This window comes from Borreliella bissettiae DN127, assembly GCF_000222305.1.
Classification (GTDB): Bacteria; Spirochaetota; Spirochaetia; order Borreliales; family Borreliaceae; genus Borreliella; species Borreliella carolinensis.
Genome location: NC_015920.1, coordinates 1 through 21,953 on the forward strand (window position 1 = coordinate 1; position 21,953 = coordinate 21,953).

Here is a 21,953-nt window from a genome sequence, read left to right on the forward strand (position 1 = left end):
AAATTATCTTTTAATTTATTGCTAAAATCCAAATTAGATATATACTCAGTGTCTGTGTGTGGCCTGGCCAAACTCATACTTTTACAAACAGAGTATTTACGCTGCGTTATACTTACACGCTCTTCTTAAATAATTCTCATATCCTTTTACTAAAGATGCAATATAATCTTCTCCTTTTTTATTTTTTAAAACCTTAAAATCATTAAGCAAAGTTACAAAATCTTCTTTGGTTAACGAGTAAAGATCGGCCACAATGAAATTATTTTCATTTTCTTTTTCTTTAAAGAATTCGTCTTTGGGGTCTAGATTTAATATCTTATGAATTTCTTCTTTGCTAAACTCAAAATATTCTAAGTAAAGTAAATATTTAAAGTTGTCGGGATCATTTTTAACTATTAGCAAGGAAGTGTTTTTGACTAAAGTTAAGTATAGAGGATTAGTTAATATTTCATTTTCTTCGGGCTGCATCATAGGACATTGATACAGATATGCTTTTGAAACATTGGTACTTGGAACAAACCTTCTGAGTAAAAAATCAAATGGAAGTGAATTAAAAATAGATATAATAAATAATTTTTTATAAATAGATATTGGTGTTTTTTCATGGTTTACATTTATTGAATTCACACAATAACAATTTTTAGGAGACAAAGTGCTAATCATTGTTCTTTCATTTGTGTTTCTTGCAATACATCTATAGAATACTCTTTCAGTTTGATATTGGTTACCTTTGGTTAATAATTTTTCTAAGTCTTCTTTATCTATCCATAAAAGCTTATATTTTTCTTTTGCATCTTTATTTTCAAAAAATCTTGAATTGAATTGATGGATATTAGCTCCACAATAAAGAAATATAAAGTTTTTATCATTATATTCTTTTAATAAAAATTTGCAATTATTAATACTTGAGTTCAGACCTTTTATGAAATCAATATAATCTTCTGAAAGAGTACTAAATCGATTAAATATTTTGTTAACAAGAGTTAACTCGGCACTATCTCTAAATTCTATTATTGACTCTTGAATAGGAGATAACCTTTTGATTTGAGTTATATCCAATTCGATTCCCTTATAAGCATTTTCATTACCCTCTTTCAGATCACTGGTTATTTCTTTCACGATATTATCGCTACTCTGGATAACAAATTTTACTCTAAATTTCGTTGTGGGCTCTTTACTATTACTGATCTGAAATATTGCAAATTTGAAGCCGTAGGTCATGGCCCTAAACCTTTTCTGATTTTCAAACTGGTATATATAATTAAGCTTGTAATTTGAAAATATATGCTGCCTCAGTGCTTTAGAGCTGGATTCACTCCACAAACCGGAAGGAGTCAAATAAGTTAAGTTGCCGCCGGACTTCACTAGCTTCAAATTGAAAGTCGTAAAATATCTAAAAAGATTCGGATCTCCACCACTAGAAAATTCTCTGAACACCCACCTGTACATATTATTCAAAGTTTTCAAACTGTTCTTTTCCTCATAGCGCTCGATACTCAAAGGATGATTCTCTTTACTAAGTAGTTCTTGTTTTATCTTATTTTGTTCTTTTATGCTCAGTTTTCTATAGTTAGGAACATGTTTTGATAAAAATTCAGATTCATCAAACTTAGTTTTCTCCCATGGAGGATTTCCAATTACAATATCAAATCCTTCTTGAATATCTGGGAACTCAATTCCATAGTGAAAAAATTTATAATAACTACTCAATTTTCTAATTTTTTCTATTTTTTCTTTATCTTCACTAGAAATTTTACTGTCTAAAATATTTCCAATCAAATCAAGTACAGCTGTAATATCGCCAAATTCTATATTTAAAGATTTATCAAAAGATACCGAATAAAGTTTAATTAAAGAAAATATTATTCTCAAATTATCTATATCTTTACCTTTCTCATATTCCTTGTATATCTTTTTAGACTTTTCTATACCCTCTTTATTATTATCATTAATTCCTTCAATTTCTTGATATCTATCTTCTAAAATAGTTAGAATTTTTTTAATTCTTTTTTTAAATAAAAAAAATTTATTTTCAAATTTCTTTTTTGTAATATCAAAAAATTCATCCTTTGTATATCCTAAAAGAGCATTTCCTACTTTTATATGATGTTCAATAAATTTTGATGAAGCTCCAAAAATAATGGTATCAATCCACAAAATTAAAATGGTGATTTCAACCGAAATAGGATTAATATCAACACCATAAATACACTTCTTTAAGAATATCCTTTTAAGTACTAATTCTTTACTTATATTATATTGAACACCACATTCTTCACCTTCTTTTAAAATAGCTCGATATTCTTTATCAAGCTCTTCTTTTACATCTCCAAATTTATCTAGTTGATACCATACTTTTTCTGTTAAATAATTTAAACAAGAGATTAGCAACTGCCCCGAACCACAAGAATTATCAATAATTTTTATATCTAAGGGGGACTTAACTTTAAGTTGCTCTTCGATTGCTGACGCCGCCATAAAGTCAGCCAAATCCTCTGATGTATAATATGTTCCACTCTTTTTTCTATCAAGAGATCTAGATGTAAGATAAATATCGCCTTTAAGATATGTAGCAACTTTATTTACCTTTTTATTTTCAAGCTCTTCTTCATTACAAATATAATAAATACCGTTTTTAAAAATACGATGGACAGTAGTATCAGCAATTCTTAGATCATATTCAAGTAAATTTTCGTACAATTCTCCAAAAATTTTGGGATCTAACTTTGAATACTTTACAAATTTTTTATCTTTAATACTTTGGTCTTCCAAGAAGAGTATTTTAACTAGTATTTCTTCAATTTCACTAATACTTAGCAAACTTTCATTATTTAAATATTTAACCTTGTCTTCTGCAAATAATCCTCCATTAAATATGGGAAATTCTACAGAATCACTACCTTTATGAAAGGTAGTGAAAATCTTTATTATTTTTTTATATTCCAATTTCTTTTTTGTATTTTCATCATAAAAAAAATATCTAAAAGATATTGAAGATCTGTATAGTTTGTTTTCTTCTAAAATTTTCTTAAATATGTCGTTGTCTTCAATATATGCAATAAAAAATATTCTTAAAATAAAAATAATTGATTCTTCAAGAATGCTAGCTAAAATATGTCGAGTAATTTCTTTGCCCAATGCTTTAAATTCTTTGTCATATATATTTTTTGCAATTCTAAATACTATGGAGTCATCGGGCCTCTCATAAAGGATATGTCTTAGGGTTTTTTGAATTCTCTCTTTTTCTTTGGCTAAAGCATCCTCTGCTAATTTTTGGGTAGACGCTATTAAGGTATTTGTTTTTACAATATTTTTAGTTTTCATCATAGCATTCTACATTTTTGTAAAAAAAAAATCATTATAATATTTCAAAAAAAACAAATTTATCCATCCTTAAATCCCCAGAAATTGTACTAATATTCTATCATCAAAACTTAATTATTAGGAGGTAATATTAATATGAAAAAAATTTTCACATTAATATTAATTTTTAGTTTAACAATGCAAATCTTTGCACAAGAGAAACTTGAAAAAGGTGTTGGAGATATTGCAACCGTAATGAAATATGAAAGTGAAAAAGCAACCATATTAGCACCATTACTTTTGAATATCTTTTTATCTTTAGGAATAGGATCCTTTGTTCAAGGAGATTATATTGGTGGTGGTGCACTACTTGGCTCTCAAGTGCTTGGGGGAATACTCTTACTAACTGGATATATTTTCGAAAGCAACGCCAACGTGCCGCCAGGAAGGATATCAATAGTCGGAGCAACACTAATAGGAATAGGGAGCCTCACAATTGCAGCATCCCACATCACTGGAATTATTATTCCATTTAAATTTGCTAATAGATACAACGCAGACCTTAAAAAAAGACTCGGCATTGCACTTGCAGGGCTTGAACCCAATTTTGACATTGGAATAAACGGATTCCAACTGTCGTTTAAAAAATCCTATTGAATATCAATTTACCTGGGGTGAAAAGAGATTATTTACATTAATAATCTCTTTTCAAAGCCTACTAAAAAAATTCATTAATACTATTTCGAAATCAAGAATTACATAAATTAACTCTTTGCCTCAGTTCATAAAAGTTTTTTAACTTTCACAAGATTTACCCAAAGTAGTAATAAAAATGAAAAAAGTCCCCTCAAAGGGACGCTTTTATTGCGACTATAAATATGGAAGGACAAATGAAATCCAACCTAAAATAACAATATCACCATATATGATAAAAATCAAGTATTTGTTTTTATTCTTTTTTGTTTTCTTTTATAATTTTCATATTCATTAATTAGATCCGATAAGACTTCTTTTTTAGTAAAAAAAAGTCTTTCAAAAATATAACACGCTCTTTTAGTATCTTCTTTACAAAACGTATAAAACTCTTTATTTTTCATCAAAAACCTAATAGACATTCTTTTATTATTTACTTCGGGTAAATTTTCTTTTTTTACGTTTAACAAATTCTCTTTTAATTGTCTTTGCACTCCTCTAAACCCTATTTCTTTAATTTTATCCATAGAGATAGCTCCTTCTAAAACCTTTTCGTAAACTCTTAAATATAAATACGCCTGTGATTTTGCTATTACGAAATGTTTTATAAAGTGCTCAAAATTAGAAAAATTATCATATTTGTAAAGTTCTTTTTTTTTAATTTCGTATAAAATTTTCATTCTTTCTATTTTATTATCAATATCATCTTTTAAATTATATTTTAATTTCTCTTTTAAATTATTATAATTAATCAAATCCTTATCTTGTACGCTATCCATATCTGTTAACTCTTTGTTCATATAGCTGAAAGTTCTACTATTCAAGAATAATTCTTTTTTGTTGTTGTATTTTTTCCCCATTTTACCCCCTATTTTTACTTGTAAAAATCACACCGTGCGGCGCCGCACGTGACAAAAAAAATAGCCGCTAATAATCCCATTTCTAAATTTAGAAACGCAGATTAATAATATTTTCTAAAGTATTTTTTATTTCCTTATAATATGCTTCTTTTACAGATGGTTCTAAAAGCTCATTTATAAGAACTTTTACACTATTGTAATAATGAATTTTTCCCTTTATATAAAAAGAATATTCTTTATAAAGCAGTTCTTCTACATCTTTAAATGTATTTCTATTTTTTATAAACTGATTTTCTATAATCGAAATATTAAAGTTTTTGTTTCTAAAATCTCTAACATCATTAATGGTCTGCATCAAAATACTTAAACTTTCTACAGAAAATCTTTCTACTTGAACTGGAATTATTATATACTCTGTAACATTTAAAGAATTTTTTAAAATAAACCCTAAGTTAGGTGGCGTGTCAAGTAAAATATAATCAAAATTATAATTTGAAATATTTCTATTCAAAATATTTTCTAAAAGAAGATCTTTATAATTTAAAATTTCTGAATTAAAATTTTCTAAAATGGGATGAGATGGAATTATGGAAATAAAATCATTAATTTTATTAATACATTGTCCAAAATAAACATCTTTTTTTAATAAACTGTAGGAATTACATTTATCGATGTTGAAAATATATTTGCTAAAATAAGAACTTAAAGAATTCTGTGGATCTAAGTCAATCAATAGAACCTTTTTGCTTAAATCTTTTAATATATAAGAAAAAAGTATTGTTAATGTGGTTTTACCCACACCACCTTTAGGGCTTGCAATTGTTATAATGTTTGATTCTTTTCTATCCATTTGTTTATTATTCCTTCCTCTTTTATTTTTTTATTGTAAAATTCGTAAACTGTTTTTTCCATTTCTTTTATATGTTCTAATGTAAATTTATAATACTTTGTTTGTTTTTTTTCTTTTCTTAACAATGTCCATAAGGACTGAACGTAACACTTAATAGATCCTTTTTTAAATGCATATTCTATGTAATATGCCTTCTTGACTGCATATCGTCTATTATTATTGCCTGTGATAAAAAATGGTTTTTCGAGATTGTCCCAACCATATTTTATGCCTAAAAATTTTTCATCTTCTTTTGTTGGGAATAAATTGAAAAAATTCCATCCTCCAGTATCATTAAATTTTTGGAAAGTTATCCTAAGCCCCTTTTTAGTAATTTCAAATCTGATTAAATGCTTAAATATTATTGAATAATATTTTTTTTTATTCTCTTTTTCTTCTATTTTATAGAAAAAAATTCTTTTTTTTGTTTTCCTTTTAAGATTTCTAAATTTTTCTGAAAAGTTATTCAAATTTTCTTCCTTTTATAATTAGCTAGTATATCAAATGGAATTGTTTTATTTTGATTTATTTTCCATTTATTGATATAAGTGTCTTTAAATTCTCCCACAAGGTTAAAGAAATCTGTTTCGTAATTAGCATTTTGTCTCATGAAGTGAATTTTGTTTCTATATTTTTTTAGACTTTTTAAGTAAAACTCTTTTATATCTTTTGTTTGATAATCGTATTTTAGATAATTGTTAAAATCTTTGTAGTTTAAAAGAGCGTTTTTCAGGGTTTTTTCTGGGTATTTTGTATGTGCTACAATTTTTTTTACCTTTTCAAAAAGAGAGTTTCTTGAATTCTTATTATTGTTTTTTATTAACTTTTTATTATATACAGTGACATTTTCAGTGACATTTTCAGACTTTAATTTTTCTTTATTTGATTTTATTTTTTTGGATAACTCAAGCTTGATACTAGAAAAATAAGTATCAATTATCGAGTATGAAATTCTAGAAGTTTGGTATATACAAAGCTTCCCTTTAAATTGTCCTATGTTATTTGAAAATGCTAGAATTCTTTTATTAATTGCTTTGATTTTAATTAAAAATCTTAAATCTTCTCGTAATGTACGAATTGTAGTTGGTTTATACCCTTCTTTGATTATAAATGAATTCAGTATATTTAGTATGTCTTGTTGGTGGTGTATAAGAATACAAAGCGTACCATTCAAAAAAGACATTTTATGAAGACTAGTATTATAACTTTCTTCAAACTTTTTGTTTAAAAAAATTATTATGCTGATTATTTTTTTAAGCCTAAGGTTTTTTGATAATAACCTTTTAGTTTTATTACAATAATTATTGTTATAAGATATAGTTGATATCATATTGATCCTCATACTTATAGTTCATTTAAATTCTATTAATCCTTATTAATAGAATTATTATAGTTCAAATGGTGCATAATTTTCAACATTTTGGTTTCAAAATTTTTTAAAAAAGGGTTGTGATTTTCTTAGTCGAGTAAAAGAAAAAGACCATTAGCAAAAGCTAAAGGTCTTTTTCAAGGTATTGATAGTTACATAATAAATTATGAACTATCAATACTAATATTATATACTAAAAAATATAAAATATCAAGAAATTTGAAAATTTTTTTCATATTTTCCTATTCTGCCATTCTGAATGCCATTAGATGTTCTTTTGATTTTAGCATTCTAACTAATTTCTCAGCATCAAGCACATCTCCATTAAAGTTATAGTAAAAATTATTTACAACTGTACTGTTTTGGGTTTTTTGTAATTTAGTAATTTCTTCTGCAATAATTTTAGCTTCAAGTTTGCGTAGATTTTCATCTATTGGTGCTGGAGTTATTCTTACTAATTCGGGTTGCCCAAACTCACTAGACATTACACCTGAGTTTGGCATATATGTTGGTTTATTCGAAACAAATCGTGCACCACCACGAGCAAGTTTTATCTCCTCAATAGATCCGGCTGATTTTACTTTTGCAATTCTTTTAAGTATTTCATCTAAAATTTTCTGGGCCTTTTGTAAATCATCAGCTTTGCCCCAATACGCATCCATAGTCTCTACCTTGTCAATTTCGGCTTGTGCTTTGATTTTCTCGGGTTCTAATTCTGAGAGTTTTTTTCTTCTTTCTACTTCTATTTTTTTAGTCTCTTCGGTTTTAGTAAGCTCGGCAGTTGCAGTATCTTTTTTTGTTTTATATTCTGTTTGTACATCGTGTAATCTTTTTTGAAATTCTTCGCCCGAGATCTGCCCCTTGCTTTGAGCTTGTTTGAGAAATTCTATTTCTTTAGTATATTCATCATCTAATTCACTCAATTTTTCTTTTCTCATTTTGATTTCGGCATCAAATCTCTCTTCAAGCTTCTTAAGCTCAACTTCGCTTTGTTTTTCAAGCTCTTTCAAATCCTCATCTCGTTTCTTTTCAATTGCTTGGATTCTGGCTTTTTCGCGGCCTTTGAAAAAGCCCCAAAGAAAGTCCATTAAGGCTGTTACAACTCCCGCAATAGCATCACCTATAGGCCCAAAAGCTGCTCCAACACCTTTGATTACGTCCTTAGACACATCAAAAGCAACCTTCCCCATATTTTGCATAAATTTATCTGGATCTTCACCTAAACTTTCACCCATATCCTTGTTGAAGATTTGGGCCATCCATTTATCTATATGCCCAAACAAAATATCACCTAATCCTTCAAAGTAGCCTTTCAACTTTTTATGAGACTCTTTAGCAGACTGCATTAGGGCATTTTTGTTAGTATCATTTAGATTATGAAATTCTGATTCGTAAGTTTTTACAAAATCAGCATGTAATTTTTGAATTTCGGCTTGCATGGCTTTTGAAGCTTTTTCTTGTTCTTCTAGTGGTAATAATAATATTTGCCACTGCATGTTAGTTATTTTATCTTGCATGGCCTTGTGGGCTTCGACAAAGGTTCTATCTAGAGCCGTTTTTTCAAATTCGTTAACTTGTTTTTCAAGAGTGGTTATTACTTGCTTGTTTGAATCGTTTAGAGTTTTAAAACTTTTTCCATATTTAGCAATAAAAGCTTTATTTTTTTTATTAATATCTGCATTAAGCTCTTTTAAAGCTTTTTCTTGCTCTTTATAGGGCAGGGTAAGTATTTCTCTATGACGTTTTTCCATTTCTTTTTGCAAATCTTTGTAATTATTTGCAAAATCATGATTAGCTTTGGCGAATTCGTTTACTGCTGTTTCAACTCCAACCAAAATCTTTTTGTTTTCATCTGTTAATTGATCAAAACTCTTTCCATATTTTGCAATAAACTCCTTGTTTTTCTTGTTGACCCAGGCTTCAAATTCCCGGGTAGCTTTTTCTTGTTGTTCTATAGGCTTTAGTGCAATTTCTCTTCGCCTCAAGAAAATTTCTTCTTGTAAATTTTTATTATCTTCTATTATCTGTTTGTTGAAGTCAGTAATTGCAGATGGATCAAATTTTTTAAGCCTTTCGGGTTCAGAGCTAGCAGCATCTTTTTCGTCTTTTTCTTTGTCAGATTTTTTAGAAAATCCCAAAACGTTTTTGATAGCGTTAGATACTTTGCCTGCCATCTCTACGACTTTTTGAAACAATTTGATAATTGGGTCGAATGCGATTTTGAAACCTTCTACAAGCTTGCCAGAAACATAGACTACAAGCTCTGTCAATTTTTGAATTAAGTAAATGACTCCCGCGGTAACTTTAGTTAAAGGTTCCAAAATTCCTTTTATGAGGAATTGTTTTACTTTTTCAAATCCAATCATCATTGGCTCTAGAGCTTTTCCAATGTCTAAGAAAAGTTTTTCGCTCATTTTAGCAGTTTGCTGTTGAGCTTGTGCTAACGTTTTTGCTTCTCTGGCTGTTTTGCCATAAAATTTACCACCTTCGCTAGTGGCCTTAGAAAGAGCTTTATTTAGGGCTTCGAATCCTATTTTTCCATCGCTCGCAGCCTTAAATAACGCCTCTCCAGCAACACCGGCTTCTTCTGATAAAATATCTGTAATATCAACACCAGCGTCACGAAGTGCATATAAATCTTCTAAATTCACTCTATTGCTAGATTCTACTCGAGAATATACTTCGGCCAATTTTTCAAGCCCCTCGCTACTTCCACCAGCAGCTTCTCCGAACATTCTCATTCTCTCTTCAACTTGACTAGCAGTTGCACCGTAGGATAGCATTGTTTTAGTGGCGTTAGTAATAGCGTCCCTAGCAAATAAAGTTTCATCACCAAAAGTTCTCATGGATTCGGCTAAAGATTTTCCAAGTTCTTCATTTCCGAGCATATCGGAAAACGTAGAGACCTCTTGATTGAATTCATCAATAGCATCCATTGCTCCCGTAAAAATCCCACTTATCGTGGATCCGATTCCTTCAATAATTTTTACAGCCAAAACAATTGGGGCAAAAGCTGATAACATTTGGTCAAATGCTTCACCGGTCTTTTTTGCCAAATTTTTGACATTTCCTAGTCCTTTACCAACGCCCTTTAGAGTTTTGCCTATATTTTTTATACCACCAGCTTTAGAACTTACAGAATCAACAGAATTTGCAAGAGACTTGAAGTTTTTACTAGCGTTCTGAGAACTTCTATTTAAAGCTTTTTCTAAATTTGATCCAGATGCAGTAGATTTTTCTAATTTTGACTTCAAATTATCTAGACTTGCAAATTTTTGTTCGGCAATTTTTTTTAGAGTTTCTGCTATTGAGTCCAGCTTTTCATTGTTGCTGATCGACATTGATAGCGGAATTATTATTTCATCAAGTTTCATTTATTTATGCTCTCGCTCTCAAGATTTTTGATGTACAAATTGAGTTCGTTCAAAACTAAAACAAACCAGTAATTTTGCTCAAAAAGGCCGCCCCTATTGGGCAAACTGCCAATACTTTTTGAAAGTAAGGCTTGATTTAGTAAATGCAGAATAGCATCCTCATTATATTTGATCCAGGGAAGTTCCTTTTTCATATTCACTATGAATTCTGAATTCACGCGGTCTGCAAAATTCAGAATTTGGTCATAGTGATTTTTTTTTGTAATATAAGAGAATGCAAGCTCTACTTTTTTGAAACACGCTCAACCCTTAGAGTATCTGCCAGAAAATTAATTTCGATTGCAAGACTTGAAAGCATGTCTTGCAACAAGATAGCATCACCTTCGACCATCTCTTTGGTGATAACTTCTCCTTGTTGATTTTCAAGACCAACGAATCCTACCACATTTTCATCCCATATTTTTTTTACGAATTGAATTTGATCGCTTGTTGACTCAATCATAGCATTGGAATTGGTTTTACCATTCTCGTCATTCAATTTTTTGAAAAGTTCGATTTGTCTTGCCTTTAGCTTTTCCACAAACCCGTAGTTAATGTCTTTCAAAACCACATATGCTTTTTCTTCTTCTTTGATCTTTTCCTTGCCGTTTCTAACATAGTCTGGAATATAGGGTAACATTACCCTGCCAGTCAAATTAACATTAATTACCATTGTTGCCTCCTAAATCTTAAAGAACCTTGCATCTTGAATATAGTCGCATGAAAGCGATACTAAGGGTTTCGTCAGAGTAAGCTGGCACTTTAGATCGATTTTTTGATTGTTCAAGTCCTGGCTTGGGTTGTAAGTTGCGATTTGTCCTTCGCCCACCATGAATTTGGTTCTTTGACCTTGATCTGCAATTTGATCTACAAAAAGTACCGTGAACTCGTAATTTGTAGGCAAACTGCGTTTTCCAATTTGCCATTGGTTATTACTTTTTGAAATATCTTGTGTTATGAAATGCGATTTTTCTATATATGTATCTAGGATTTCTTCCTTATTAGTTGCAGTTTCTCTAACGGAATATCCGCTAAACTCAACAGTTTGCTCTGGTATTTTTCCAATTGCCGAGATTGATCCGCAAGTTGTTTTTAGAGTTTCTGTAGCTTTTGTTGAGCTGATGGTATATGAATACCCTAAGCAATATGTTTTGAAAAGTAGAACATCAATTTCATCAGCATTATCACATGCAGCAGATATTTTTGTCAAAAGATCTTTGTTGTAGTAGAAAATACTACCTTCTTTTAGATCTAACTCTGATGTAAGTTTTGACTTAGAATCAATCTTTTTAACCCTAAAAATGCATTCGCTAATTGACTTCCATTTGCTAGGTTTTGTTATGTTTGAGCCCAAGTCTTTTACAACTAAATTAGTAGGATCTGTTCCAGAAGGTTCAGTATTACTTTTAATGTCTGAACCCTTGAAATTCCACTTGAATTTTTCAATATTGACCGTAACTAGCACTGCGCCAGTCGGCATTCTCAATTTTTCAATTGCCATTTTTACCTCCACGACAATTAATGTAATCAGCACCATCTATCCTAATTCCCAATGTTGAATCAACCAATGTTACCATTCTTGCATCAGAAGCTTCGTCTTCAACCTGGGAATCGTCAATGCTAAAATGCTTCAACGAATAATTTAGCATTAGAAACGCCACAATTATATTTGCAATCTCAAGTCCTAAAGTAGGACGCATGCTACACTCCGTGTAAATTATGAACTTTGGACACAAAAGCATCGAATAATTTTTGCAATGATTCAGAATTTCTCCAGTACTTTTTACTGCAAAGACAATTGATGGCAAGTCTAAATTTGAACATGCAAACATTTCAGACTTGTAATATACTTTTGTGGTTGTTTGTTTACAAGTAGCCAAGTAAGTTTTCAAATTTTTTTTCAGATTAATGACAAATTCTTCTATGTGCTTCATCTAAGTAATTTTGCAGACTCCTTTACTAAATCGCTTGTCCAGTTTGTATATTGGTTTTTAGGTTTTCTCTTCTTCAGAGATAGCCAAATGGGCACTGCTGAGGATTCTATACCCTTATATGCTGCCCAACTCTTGATTTTTGTTAGACTTGGAGCTGGCAAATTGTTGTTATATGCCTGTCCTGAGTCTAGAAATTCGGAAAGAGGGGAGCCTACCTTTACTTTTAAACTAATTCCCAAAGAAGTTTCTTCTAAATCAATATTTGTTACATTCGACAATCGCCCGGGGATATGTGATTTTAAGGAGTCCGACTTTTGTCGGATTTTAAAACCAACAAAACTTTTTGCATTATCAAATATAGATTTTCTTATTTTTTCTCCAATTCCCATTTGTTATCCTTTTGGTCAACCAATATAAAGAAAGGGACAAGAATCAATACGCGGAAATAGGAAATCAAGTTGAGAGAGCAGGTACTTAAATTTACACTCTTTTTGATCTCCTTTACACCTAATATTGAAAACTTCTAAATAAAGAACATCAAGCAAAATTACAAGCCAATTATTATAAGCAGCTCCCATTTGGTACAAGGCCAAAATAGATTTTGCATATCTTAGCACTTCAAAAAGTTGCACTTTTGTTTGATCTGGGATACTAATGCTTCCGTCTTCATTGATGCACTCAATTCGTAAAGATTCTATCTTAGTAAGATTGATCCACATAATAAGATCGTCAAGTTCACTCATTTGCTAAGTTTGTTACCCATTAGGTTTTGTAACTTCAATTTCAACAACTTCTTGTGGTTGAAAGTGAATTATTCCTGCTGATTCCATTGAGGCATGAATGTAATCTCCGTCTGATGATGCAAATTTTCTAAAGAATATTTCTGACAACATTGGAACAAACATAACTTCTGGATTTGGTTGATAAAGTATAGGATTTTTTAATCCTTTGAAAACCGAAGTTACCACCTGATGATCTCTAAAAAGTGCTTCTTTAACTGTTACATACTGAGGTTCGCTGTACAACTCTAATAAAAGGTGAGAAAAATTGTGAGGAACTAAAAGATGGTAACCCTCATCAAGTTTTTCCATGTGTTTTTCTGCTTCACGTTTTGCAAGTGCTACTTTTTCATACAACGTAAATCCAGTAGTAAGTGTTTCAACAGTAACTTTACTTCTGCCCTTTAGATTTGCAATGCCTTCCATATTGATGTTTTTTTTACCAAAGATAACAGAATGGTATGCATCCTTCATAAGGCCAAGCTCTAGATTGGCCTTTACTTCATCTTCAGTTATAGTTCCGTACATTAGGTCTTTTAGAGAAATTCGCTGTACTGTATCAAATACGTGCATCTTGTAAGCCATTTCTTTGAAGAAAATGCTACTTTTCCCAATTTCATTACTATGATCACCAAAAGTTGCTGTGACATTGTGGTCAACTGTTGCTTTTTTGACAATATAATAACCTTGTCTTAGATCATTTCTACTTATCATCTTGTAAGGCACAAGTTCGGAAAGGCCACCTTTTGCAAGTTGTATTATATCTGCACTGTAACTACCACTTGCTTCTGCAAAAATACTTCTACTCAAAATCTACCTCCTATTTTTTTACAAATTTTTACGTTCATGCGAATTTTCTGTTGCCATTAGACTCAAACTCAGGCCCAATATTAACATCAAGCAAAACTACTTTGCTATTTGTATCAAGACTAACGTCTTTGATTCTACCAACTTGCACACCCCCTTTGCCGTCTTTTACAAGTTTTCCTGCCTTTAAAAACACAAAATCGCCAATTTTAGGAGTTGTAAATGTGCTATCTAACATAACGGTTATTTCCCCAGCACGTCTTATTGGAATTAGTTCGCCAGGTGAGTAATTTTCATTTTCTAGTAAAGCAATATCTGCCTTTTTTAAAGCAAATCCACGAATAGGACCAACTCCTGCTGTTACAGTTGCAGCCTTTACCAGTACTTCTCCCATTTCGCTTGACCCACTCGAATAAACTGGATCTCCCGGTTTGATGATGGTTGATTCAACATCAACTATTGCAGTTTCAGTTTGATGTATACCCGCTTTGTGTTCAACTCCTAAAACGAAATTTTTACACAATTTTGTGAAATCGAAATCTGCCATTTATGCCCTCCCCAAAGCAAATTTATCTTTGTATTTTTGTAATTTTGTCTCGTTAATAATTTGACCTGTAAATCGATTTCTTGCATTTACCATTTGCTTGTACGCTGTAAGTTCTTGTACTAGCAAGCTGATATTGTCGATTTGCGAATCAAGGTCACCTTCCTCGTCAATTTTGAACTTGATGTTGTACTTTTTTTTCATTGCATCCAAAAATGCAAGCTTCGCGTCTTTTACACTCAGAACATTAGCAAAAGGTGGAGCAATTTCATACTGCTCACAAGCTTTCTCAAGATTTGACAAAATTTTAGAATCTTTGAAAGCATTAGCTTCGGCTTGCCTTTCGGCTTGTTTTCGAGCTTTTATAAAGTTGCTCTCAGCCTCAGCAAGTCGTTTTTCGAAATCTTCTCGTGATATCATGTCTGGTAATTTTTTTGCATCAGACACTAACCGTTCGTATTCTTCTGAAGATATTGTTACAAGTTCTTTGTCATTTTTTGGCAAAGATTCAGAAATTGTAACAGTTTCTTCATTTATTTGCTCTTGCATATTAACCTCCTTTAAAATTAAATTTTCTAAATTTGCAAGTACTGATTCATTTCATCTTGTATTTTTAAATACAAGCTATCATTTCCCATTTCTTTCGCCTTACTTAAAAGTTCCACATAAGTTGCTAAGGTTTTTGCATGTTTTTCATCAATTTCGGCTTGTTCTTTTTGACTAATTGGTTTTACTGGTTTGTAACACCAATTAGAGCTCAATCCAAATTTTGAAAGTACCGCATTGATGAATGGCGTTACCATTAGTTTGCATATCTGTTCAATGTTTAGGTAAAAAATATCATAGTTACCAACGCTGCCTTCTCCAGAAGGAGATATTGGGTACAGTATTTCTTTGGGAATTCCTGAATGAAGTGTTATGTCTGATACAATGATTTCAAAAGCATCTCTTAGTGGGCTTACAGATCTTGTTACATTAGCAATATCATCTTCTCTTCCAAGTATCATCATTTTGTGGTTGCTATCAAGAACCCCCTCAATGTTTTTTTTAACTTCAGCCAGATCATATGCAGTCATATCCTTAACCGATGGCAGAGTTGCTGATTTAAGGAAAGTAAAATTATTCACCCTTAAAAACCCTACCGTTTCATTAAGTAGCGTGTTCATAATATTGCTGCTTTTTTTTAGAGATTCAAAATTTAGAAAAGATGACTTCATGGTAATGATTCTGCTTTCATGTATATTTTTTAAGAAATAAGATCCCCCATCAATAACTTCACCAAAGTTATAACAAAGACAAGGAAACCCTTTTTTTAGTGGCTTGTGTGGATCATCGGAATCTGGAACTACTATATAAAAATGGCTTTCTCCAGACAAAATTGCTGTATAGACCATTTTTTTGATCACAGCTCTGAAATTATTATCAAATAATTTTGAAAGTCCATCGCCAACTTTGTGCTCAATGTCTCTGGAAGATGCAAAACCCGCGTAAATTTCGGCTACTTGGTGGGCAAGTCTTAATTGGTCTTGATGTGGTGTGTATTCGCTTACTGGAAATAGTTTAGTTTCTTTGTTTTTTTTGAAAAATTTCATTCTAAACATTAGAAGCTCCTTTAGCTAAAAACCGATATGGCATTGAGAAATGCCGGGATGTATACCAAATCTTTTTGCATAACAAAATTTGTAACTTCGCTATCTTCTGCACTAGATTCATCATAGTAATATTCAGTTTCATTGAACTCTGAAATTACATCGGTGGTTTCGGGTTTGTTTACTACATTAAGATTCGACGGTATCAAATAGTCTGAGAGTGAATACAAGTTTCGTTTTTTTGCAAGCAAAGTGCCTCTGCCAAAACGAGAGAATACATATTTAAGTTCTTCTCTTGCTGCTGGCAATACAAAAACTCCTTTGAACTTATTAATTTCGGATTGGTAATCAGTTTTTGATAGTAAAACTTTACTACATGCGTTTGTAATAATTACAACTGGAAGATAAGAAATTCTTCCAACAAGAATTTCTAAAAAACAAATTCTGTTGCCTTTAATGTGTATTCCTGTATAGTAGCTTCCATTAGCTCTAGAAAGAATATCGGGACCACACACATTAAATTTTTTTATTAGTCGTGCTGTGCCAAAATCAAACTCTTCTCCTAAAACCTCAATTCTAAAACCAATGTCATTACCATGATATGCAAGTTTTTGTTTTTCAAGCCAAGCTTGTACATCTCCACCATTTAAAAATGGGTTGTCGCGGTAAGTGCTTTTGATTATACACACAGCGGGATTGTCTTGGTTTGATAAGTACCTTTTGTATAGCCAGTGAGATTTAGGCACCGGATTGCTTGACATATAGATTCTGCCTCCTTGTTCTCTCATTGTAGGAATAAGCATTTCTATGTCATCGGAGCTAAACTGATTGGCTTCTTCCAGCCACAAGTCTTTGAAATGAGCATAAGATTTCAAGTCTCTTGTGTCGTGTCCTCCTTCGAAAACAAAGGCACGTTTTTTCCCAAAAATCAAACTCTTACTTTCAATTTTTGCTTTGCTTATATTGAAAAATTTTCTTAAGTTGTATATGCTTAAAAGTTCTAAAATTTCTTTGTGTATTGATTGTGTTGTTTTGTTTTTCTTTTTTCTAATTGCAAGGGTATCACCTCCATCAGCACTAAATTTTCTTTCTAAATTAACAGTTGCAATGTCGTAGGTTTTACCAGTTCCCCTACTTGAATAGTATATGAAAATTTCAGCATTGGGCTTTTCTTTGTAGGCATCAACATATACTGGAAGTCGCCTTAATCTCATAGTTCACCCTTGGTAATAATTTTGTTGATTTCTTCTTCAGTATAAGAACAACTTTTTACAAAATTCGTACTTGTATTGTTTCCAATAATTAATTTTTCTTTGTTAATAATGTCTAGCACTAAATCTTCAGCTTCGCTCATTTCAAAGACTGCAAAAAACATTCTAAATGCGTGTAGACTTGTTGCTAGCACATTGCTGTTTGAAAATTCAAACATTTTGTTGACAAACAGTCTAAGCAATGCTTGTTTGCTGGAGTTGTGTACAGTTTGATTATCAAAAGAAAGTTTTTCTTCTATTAATTTTTTTAAATTTTCTTGAATTTGTAAATTGTCCATAATTTTTCTCCTAAAGATCGTATCTGTAAAAAGATATATAGCAGGTATTTTTAGGTCTTGTTTCATCAAGGCCATTGTAATAATCTGTATACTCCACCGATAGATGTTCTACGCCTATATAATCACTAAGCATAGTATTCATAGTATAAAATCTAGTATTGCCATAATCCCAATACCAATTAGGGTCAACACGTTTAGTGCCTATCATCATTCCTACTGTTGCACCTTTAAAATTAATTCTGCTGTTATCTATATCATGTCTGTGACTTTCAAAAGTGTCACTTTGTGTATTCCCTAAGCTTCTGGAATTGCTTGAGTCGTAGTGTCTCAAAAATCTGCCCGACAAATTGGGGGCCGAAGATATTCCCAAAACTTTATATGCGTAACAATTGCTTGGCAAGCTTCTTCCGTCTGGAATACAAAATTTGTTTGTGCTTGTAAATGCTTCAATTAATTTGCTTCTTCTAAGGCTTGATCCTTCTTGTGCAAATTTGGCAGTTAAGGCACCGACGGGTGTTTTTCTTAGGAAAAACAAAGTCATATGTTCTAAACATTCACTAAGTGAATCTAAATTTGGTGTATTTTTAGTAATTTCATATTCTTTTCTATTGTCAATGCTTTTCCCATCACATACTGAAAAAGTAAGCTTATCTTTTAGTAAAATTGGTTCTCCAAGAGAGCCCTCATATCCTAGAGAGTCTATTTTGTTGCCATTTCTGAATTGGATACGAGTTTTGGTTTTTTCGAGTCGTTTTTTTATTTCTGTGTAGTCTTTTTGCGTTATCATTGATTTTACCTACCAATCGTATCTGTAGAATGAAATGTAACATGTGTTTTTGGGACGTGTTTCGCTATCTCCGTAATAGTCTGTTCGATCAGGAAAGTCATCTCTATTTATGAAACTGCCAACAAGCATTTGAGTTATAAAACTGGTATCGCCTCTAGACCAATCTGAAGTTCTTTTAATGCTATCGACTTCGGTCACAAGCTGTCCATATATTCTTTCCAATTTGCTGCGATCAATATAATGACGGTGACTTTTTAAAGAATCACTTTGTTCATTCCCTAAGCTTCTTGACCCAGAAGAGTCGGTATAGCCGCCAGAATCATAGTGTCTCAAAAATCTGCCTGACAAATTGGGGGCCGAAGATATTCCAAATTTTTCTTTTACAAAACAATTCTCGGGAAGAGGTCTTCCATCTGGAATACAAAATTTTTTAGTATTCTCAAAAGCTTGTATCAACTTACTTCTTGATAGTGATCCTTCCTTGGCGAATTCTGCAGTTAAAAATCCAGGATAAGTGTTTTCTAAACACCAATTAACTAACTCTTTTAAATAATCATCTATATTTTCGCCAATAGGAGGCTTAGTATTCTTGTTAATGGGATAGTATTTTCTGTTATCGGTGTCTTTGCCATTACAAATAGCAAATAATTCTTTATCTTTGACAACAATGGGCTCGCCAAGTTTACCAACATAATTTTTTGCTTCTTCCATGGTCCCGACACCAAATTGAATTTTGATATTGTCGGCTTGAAGTCTTTTTTTGATATCTTCGAAATCATCATCACTTATCATTTAAGCGGCCTCCTGTTTGTCTTTAGTGTTTTCCATATAAGTACTAAGGTCAAGCGTTCGCACTCCCGCATTTAATTTTCCTGTTAAATTAAGAGCAAGTGTGTTTTTTACAAAAGTGTCGCGTATGATCAAGTCAAAAGCATGATTTTCAAGTCCAACTTTATTTTCTGTAAACGTATTATTACTTAGTCTTGCACTAGTAATGTCTGCTAAATGCAGTGCAGTGCCATTGTTATTGCTAAACTGCGTATCGGTTATTTTTAAGCTTGAAAAGTTAGAAAGTTTGAGTGCGTCTGTGTTGTTGGTAAAGGAGCTTTCTCTAATTATTGCATTTAGGCCATTTGCAATCGATGCAGTTTTACTGCCTTTAGCAGTAACATTAATTAGTGTTAGATTGGCAACATTTTCTATGTCAAAACTTTGATTTGTAGAATCAAAATTAACATCTTCAAGTAAAATTTTTTTTGTTCTTTTGAAATTTAGTGCTTTATTTAGAGCACAAAGAAATGTGACATTTTTGATGTATACAAAGCTTGCATCTGTAACATAGACCGATGATCTAGCATCTTCTTTTAACGAATATGATGAACATAGCACTAAATCATTAAGTTGTGTGAAACTCTTGTCTTCCAGATAAGGCGACAGTTCTTCTTGGTTTAGATCTCCTCCGTTAATGTAAAGTTCACTCATTGGTTGTTGGCATATGTTAATTCCAGACAATTTAAATGATTTTTCTGATGTAAAAATATGTTTAGAAAACCCCGTGCTTCTTATGAAAACTTCGTCATCACTTTCTATTTCTAAATTGTTTAGCTTTACTTGATCGTAGATGTAAAAATCACCTTTAAGTAACTTTATTTTGCTCAGTCCGGCTTGTTTTGCAAATTCAATCGCAGCATTGAAAGCATCTTCGTCCTTAAATCCGACTGCTTTGAAGTGGGAAGTTTCGATCCCATTATAATTAAACGGTGCAATAACAACTTTGTGAACCCCAGACAAATAGTCGCTTATTCCTATTTTGGTTGAAGTTGTAAGGTATTCGTAGTGAGTGTAGTCACCCCAAGTGATTCCCTCGTACTCGTAGAGTTTAATATCCAGATCGAAATTAGTAATTTTTTTTGAAAGTATCAGAAAAAAATGATCAATTCCAATATTTTCAAGCCTAAGTTTGACAAAATCAGTCAGATTTAGATTCTGCATTGACCGGAAATTAACAATAGTGTGTCCCTTGACTCGTAGGTTTGTTAAGAATTCAAAAAGTCTTAATGCTGAATCTTCGGAAAAAATGAATCTCGTTGTGTATTCAAACTTTTTAGAATAAAAATCATCGGCATTATCAGTTTGCAGTACATTTCGAGTTGTTGTGTAGAAAACATCGCCGTAAATGTCAAAGTGATAAATGTATCTGGAGCCCTGGCTACTGGAAGTGTTTCTAAACCAAAGTTTGGCTTTTGTTGGAAAATATTCTTTATTTTCAAGCTTAATGTAGGAATCAGCATTAAACCTTGCTTCAAGATTATGTGTAGAGATTATTGCTAAATGTTCGTTTATTGCGTAGTGATCGTGCCAAACTTCGCGCCTTTTGAAGTCCCATTTGTAAACCGTATCTAACCAGCTAGGATCGTATTCTTGAAAAACACTGCTGCCAACTTTGTCCGCAAAGTCGGGGTAAACCACACCTTTTTGAAGTACCGCTACATACAGTGTGCCATCATTCCCAGCAACATTAATTGGGGCTGAGTACAGTGGCCGTTTTTTGGACATTGCTTCTTCTTTGCTTTGAAACTTGCCTTCTCTCCAAATAACTTTAGTTGAATCGTAACTGCTGGAGCTGCTTTTGGACATAACATAACTTTCAGCGTCTAAAGAACAAATTTCAACATCTTTATTGATGACTTCACTTTTCCAGATTGGAAGAATTTGTAATTTACCACTTGAAGAGAAGGTGTATGCATATCCAAATTCATACAACAAGGCTTGCAAAATAGTTTCGACATCTTCTCCACAATCAATAATTACAGCGGGAACTTTATCAAGGATTGCTTCGCCAACTTCATCATCAATAAGGTCTTTCAATTTGGTTTTTTCTATTATTAGATGGACAAGTGAAAGTTCTTTTGCTAAAGGATTGTATACAAAAAGCCAGTCTGGTACAAAATTGATAGGGAATTGAACTGGATTTTCGAATGCAATCTTTAGTAGGCTAGAGTAGTCGTTAACTGTAAACGATACGCTTTTGGTACTATTGAATAAGTCTCTGCTGAAAAATTTTTCTAAAATTCCTCTAAAAACGGGTTTATTGTTATTATTTACTTTTACGAAGATATCTTCATTTCTGAAAAACAAGAAATTCAAAAACTCTTCTGAAAGTCCGCTTACGCTGAAACTAAACTTACTTGCTGCTGTTTTTAGGCTTGGATCGACTATTTTTTCTTCTAATACAATGCTTGTAGTATCAACAAAAGGGGTAAGTTCAAAAATTTGACCCTCGTCCGTGTAGAATACAATATCAAGCCCCAAAGAAGTACAATTTTCCGATGTTTCTTCTTTGGGATTTGAGATTTCCTCAGTTTCGGTGCCTTTTCCAGCTTCTTGATTTAAGGCTTCGGGTTCTTGACTTGAATTGTCTTGATCTTTCAACTTGA

22 protein-coding genes are annotated in these 21,953 nt (G+C 31.8%); 1 reads left to right on the plus strand and 21 read right to left on the minus strand.

The window, feature by feature from the left end:
• Positions 1-96: 96 nt before the first annotated feature.
• The gene (locus BBIDN127_RS07775; RefSeq protein WP_014023256.1) at positions 97-3,327 is read right to left on the minus strand and encodes a class I SAM-dependent DNA methyltransferase; all 3,231 of its coding nucleotides are present in this window, start codon (positions 3,325-3,327) and stop codon (positions 97-99) included.
• Positions 3,328-3,459: 132 nt separating this feature from the next.
• Between BBIDN127_RS07775 and BBIDN127_RS07010 the strand changes: the two genes are divergently transcribed.
• Positions 3,460-3,960: a P13 family porin gene (locus BBIDN127_RS07010; RefSeq protein WP_012666271.1), complete on the plus strand. Its 501-nt coding sequence runs from the start codon at positions 3,460-3,462 to the stop codon at positions 3,958-3,960.
• A gap of 278 nt (positions 3,961-4,238) precedes the next feature.
• Here BBIDN127_RS07010 and BBIDN127_RS07015 read toward each other — a convergent pair whose 3' ends face one another.
• The 20 genes from BBIDN127_RS07015 to BBIDN127_RS07110 form a co-directional block, all read right to left on the minus strand.
• Entirely contained in the window at positions 4,239-4,856 is a 618-nt protein-coding gene (locus tag BBIDN127_RS07015; protein ID WP_012666283.1) for a chromosome replication/partitioning protein, read from the minus strand.
• An 88-nt stretch (positions 4,857-4,944) separates the two neighbouring features.
• Positions 4,945-5,706 (minus strand): ParA family protein, encoded by a 762-nt coding sequence (locus BBIDN127_RS07020; protein ID WP_012666260.1) that lies wholly within the window; start codon positions 5,704-5,706, stop codon positions 4,945-4,947.
• Complete coding sequence (locus BBIDN127_RS07025; protein WP_012666265.1) at positions 5,679-6,215, minus strand: DUF226 domain-containing protein; 537 nt, start codon at positions 6,213-6,215, stop codon at positions 5,679-5,681. Before BBIDN127_RS07025 ends, BBIDN127_RS07020 begins: the two co-directional genes overlap by 28 nt.
• On the minus strand, positions 6,212-7,075 hold the full coding sequence (locus BBIDN127_RS07030) for a plasmid maintenance protein (RefSeq protein WP_012666268.1): 864 nt from the start codon (positions 7,073-7,075) through the stop codon (positions 6,212-6,214). Before BBIDN127_RS07030 ends, BBIDN127_RS07025 begins: the two co-directional genes overlap by 4 nt.
• Positions 7,076-7,356: 281 nt before the next feature.
• Positions 7,357-10,488, minus strand: a complete 3,132-nt coding sequence (locus BBIDN127_RS07035) for a tape measure protein (RefSeq protein ID WP_012666282.1) — start codon at positions 10,486-10,488, stop codon at positions 7,357-7,359.
• Positions 10,485-10,706, minus strand: a complete 222-nt coding sequence (locus BBIDN127_RS07040) for a hypothetical protein (protein ID WP_231001714.1) — start codon at positions 10,704-10,706, stop codon at positions 10,485-10,487. The genes BBIDN127_RS07035 and BBIDN127_RS07040 overlap by 4 nt, the downstream gene beginning before the upstream one ends.
• Before the next feature lie 65 nt (positions 10,707-10,771).
• Entirely contained in the window at positions 10,772-11,200 is a 429-nt protein-coding gene (locus BBIDN127_RS07045) for a hypothetical protein (protein WP_044055056.1), read from the minus strand.
• 9 nt (positions 11,201-11,209) lie between these two features.
• Positions 11,210-12,028: a hypothetical protein gene (locus tag BBIDN127_RS07050; RefSeq protein ID WP_012666264.1), complete on the minus strand. Its 819-nt coding sequence runs from the start codon at positions 12,026-12,028 to the stop codon at positions 11,210-11,212.
• A complete protein-coding gene (locus BBIDN127_RS07950; RefSeq protein ID WP_012666276.1) occupies positions 12,018-12,227 on the minus strand; it encodes a hypothetical protein in 210 nt (69 codons plus the stop codon). The genes BBIDN127_RS07050 and BBIDN127_RS07950 overlap by 11 nt, the downstream gene beginning before the upstream one ends.
• A gap of 230 nt (positions 12,228-12,457) precedes the next feature.
• On the minus strand, positions 12,458-12,850 hold the full coding sequence (locus BBIDN127_RS07060) for a hypothetical protein (protein WP_014023258.1): 393 nt from the start codon (positions 12,848-12,850) through the stop codon (positions 12,458-12,460).
• 15 nt (positions 12,851-12,865) lie between these two features.
• The gene (locus tag BBIDN127_RS07065) at positions 12,866-13,204 is read right to left on the minus strand and encodes a hypothetical protein (protein WP_012666258.1); all 339 of its coding nucleotides are present in this window, start codon (positions 13,202-13,204) and stop codon (positions 12,866-12,868) included.
• Positions 13,205-13,216: 12 nt separating this feature from the next.
• The gene (locus tag BBIDN127_RS07070; RefSeq protein ID WP_012666274.1) at positions 13,217-14,050 is read right to left on the minus strand and encodes a cytochrome P450 family protein; all 834 of its coding nucleotides are present in this window, start codon (positions 14,048-14,050) and stop codon (positions 13,217-13,219) included.
• Between the two features lie 34 nt (positions 14,051-14,084).
• On the minus strand, positions 14,085-14,594 hold the full coding sequence (locus tag BBIDN127_RS07075; protein WP_012666269.1) for a structural cement protein Gp24: 510 nt from the start codon (positions 14,592-14,594) through the stop codon (positions 14,085-14,087).
• A complete protein-coding gene (locus BBIDN127_RS07080; protein ID WP_012666259.1) occupies positions 14,595-15,140 on the minus strand; it encodes a hypothetical protein in 546 nt (181 codons plus the stop codon).
• Positions 15,141-15,166: 26 nt separating this feature from the next.
• Positions 15,167-16,183, minus strand: coding sequence for an anti-CBASS protein Acb1 family protein (locus tag BBIDN127_RS07085; RefSeq protein WP_231001093.1), 1,017 nt, complete (start codon positions 16,181-16,183; stop codon positions 15,167-15,169).
• Positions 16,184-16,203: 20 nt separating this feature from the next.
• Positions 16,204-17,394, minus strand: a complete 1,191-nt coding sequence (locus BBIDN127_RS07090) for a PBSX family phage terminase large subunit (RefSeq protein WP_012666275.1) — start codon at positions 17,392-17,394, stop codon at positions 16,204-16,206.
• Entirely contained in the window at positions 17,391-17,729 is a 339-nt protein-coding gene (locus BBIDN127_RS07095; RefSeq protein ID WP_012666288.1) for a hypothetical protein, read from the minus strand. The genes BBIDN127_RS07090 and BBIDN127_RS07095 overlap by 4 nt, the downstream gene beginning before the upstream one ends.
• Before the next feature lie 10 nt (positions 17,730-17,739).
• Positions 17,740-18,516: a hypothetical protein gene (locus tag BBIDN127_RS07100; protein WP_012666279.1), complete on the minus strand. Its 777-nt coding sequence runs from the start codon at positions 18,514-18,516 to the stop codon at positions 17,740-17,742.
• Between the two features lie 9 nt (positions 18,517-18,525).
• Positions 18,526-19,308 (minus strand): hypothetical protein, encoded by a 783-nt coding sequence (locus BBIDN127_RS07105; protein ID WP_012666280.1) that lies wholly within the window; start codon positions 19,306-19,308, stop codon positions 18,526-18,528.
• Entirely contained in the window at positions 19,309-21,948 is a 2,640-nt protein-coding gene (locus BBIDN127_RS07110; RefSeq protein WP_012666262.1) for a right-handed parallel beta-helix repeat-containing protein, read from the minus strand.
• Between the last annotated feature and the right edge of the window lie 5 nt (positions 21,949-21,953).